The following is a 597-nucleotide window of genomic DNA, read 5'->3' as shown; positions in this document are numbered from 1 at the left end:
AATGAGATCGAGCAGCGCATGGGTCGCCTAGAAAAAGCACTGGTAGAGCAAGCGGCGACCGGCTCCAAGGCTTCGCTAATTCAAGTTCTTCAGTCCTTACGCGGGATTGGATTGCTCACAGCCATCACCCTTGCGGCTGAAATCGGAACCTTTGCGCGTTTTCGCTCCCCAGCCCAACTGATGGCGTACTTGGGACTGGTCCCTCGTGAGTATTCCACGGGCCTAAGTACTCGTCGAGGCAGCATGACCAAAGCCGGAAACGGCCGCTTGCGCCGGACTTTAGTGGAGTCCGCTTGGAGTTACCGTCATCGTCCTGCCGTGAAGGGCGATCTCGCCAAACGACTAGATGGCATGCCGGCCGACGTACAACTGTTGTCCTGGAAGGCCCAAGAAAGACTGCATTCCAAATACCGCCATCTTGTGTTTGGAAAGAACAAACACAAGAATGTGGCCGTCGGTGCGGTGGCCAGGGAACTGATTGGGTTTGTATGGGCTGTTGCCCGAACCGTGGAACAGCCCGCCGCATCCTAACAGCTTTTCGATGATGAAGGACGCAGGGGACCTTGCCCCCTGCACCCCCACACTCGCCGTGTGGCG

1 protein-coding gene is annotated in these 597 nt (G+C 57.3%); it reads left to right on the top strand.

Annotation, left to right across the window (positions count from 1 at the left end; translation table 11 throughout):
- The first annotated feature begins 18 nt into the window (after nt 1-18).
- Nucleotides 19-531, top strand: a complete 513-nt coding sequence (locus MJ257_RS24635) for a transposase (protein WP_240271805.1) — start codon at nt 19-21, stop codon at nt 529-531.
- Nucleotides 532-597 lie beyond the last annotated feature (66 nt).

It is taken from the genome of Paenibacillus timonensis, from assembly GCF_022427145.1.
Classification (GTDB): domain Bacteria; phylum Bacillota; class Bacilli; order Paenibacillales; family Paenibacillaceae; genus Fontibacillus; species Fontibacillus timonensis.
Note: the sequence above shows the minus strand (reverse complement) of the source record. Positions and strands in the feature narration are given on the sequence as shown.